We start from the raw sequence: 707 nt of genomic DNA, 5'->3' as shown, positions 1-707 counted from the left end.
TGTACGTCCCTGATATGTGTTGACCACTTTTGAAAAGTGATTAACAATGAAAGCAAATTTAAGAAGTGTCCGTAAGTATCGTAACTACAGTATTGAATTTAAGAAACAACTAGTTTCAGAGTTTGAGTCAGGTAAATATAGCGTTCCTGAATTGGGAAATCTTCATGGAGTTTCCAGTACAAGTATTTATCAATGGGTTTATAAATTTTCTAACTTTAACCAAAAAGGATATCGGATAGTGGAGCACAAGTCAAGTAGCACAAAGAAAGTAAAAGCTTTAGAAGCGAAGATTAAAGAGCTAGAAGCTGCTTTGGGTCGTAAACAGATTATGGTTGATTACTTAGAGACAATGATGGAAGTCGCTAAAGAAGAACTTAATATTGATATCAAAAAAAACTTCGACACCTCACAGTCCAAAAGTTCGTCAAAAAAGAAATAGTTATGTCTTATAGTTTAAATAATTTATATAAGACCATTGGCATCAGTAAACAAGCTGTATCTCAGTATCAAAAGCGTCAAGATATTTTTGATATCAAGCTCTTACAGCTTATCACTGAAGCAGATGAACTACGGGAAGAACATCCAGGTTGTGGGGTTGAGAAAATGTATTATAGTTTAGCACCAAATTTTATAGGTAGAGATCGTTTTGTGGAAACAATGATGGAATTAGGCTATCGCTTAAAGCGCAAGAAGAATTACAAGCGCAC

2 protein-coding genes are annotated in these 707 nt (G+C 34.4%); both read left to right on the top strand.

Going from position 1 to position 707, the window contains the following annotated elements:
- The first annotated feature begins 46 nt into the window (after positions 1-46).
- Complete coding sequence (locus tag AA089_RS23205) at positions 47-439, top strand: transposase (RefSeq protein WP_046759412.1); 393 nt, start codon at positions 47-49, stop codon at positions 437-439.
- A 2-nt stretch (positions 440-441) separates the two neighbouring features.
- Positions 442-707, top strand: a 266-nt coding sequence (locus AA089_RS23200) for a hypothetical protein (protein WP_046759411.1), incomplete at its 3' end; no start/stop codon positions are given.

The sequence above is a fragment of the Kordia jejudonensis genome (genome assembly GCF_001005315.1).
GTDB classification, from domain to species: domain Bacteria; phylum Bacteroidota; class Bacteroidia; order Flavobacteriales; family Flavobacteriaceae; genus Kordia; species Kordia jejudonensis.
Note: the sequence above shows the minus strand (reverse complement) of the source record. Positions and strands in the feature narration are given on the sequence as shown.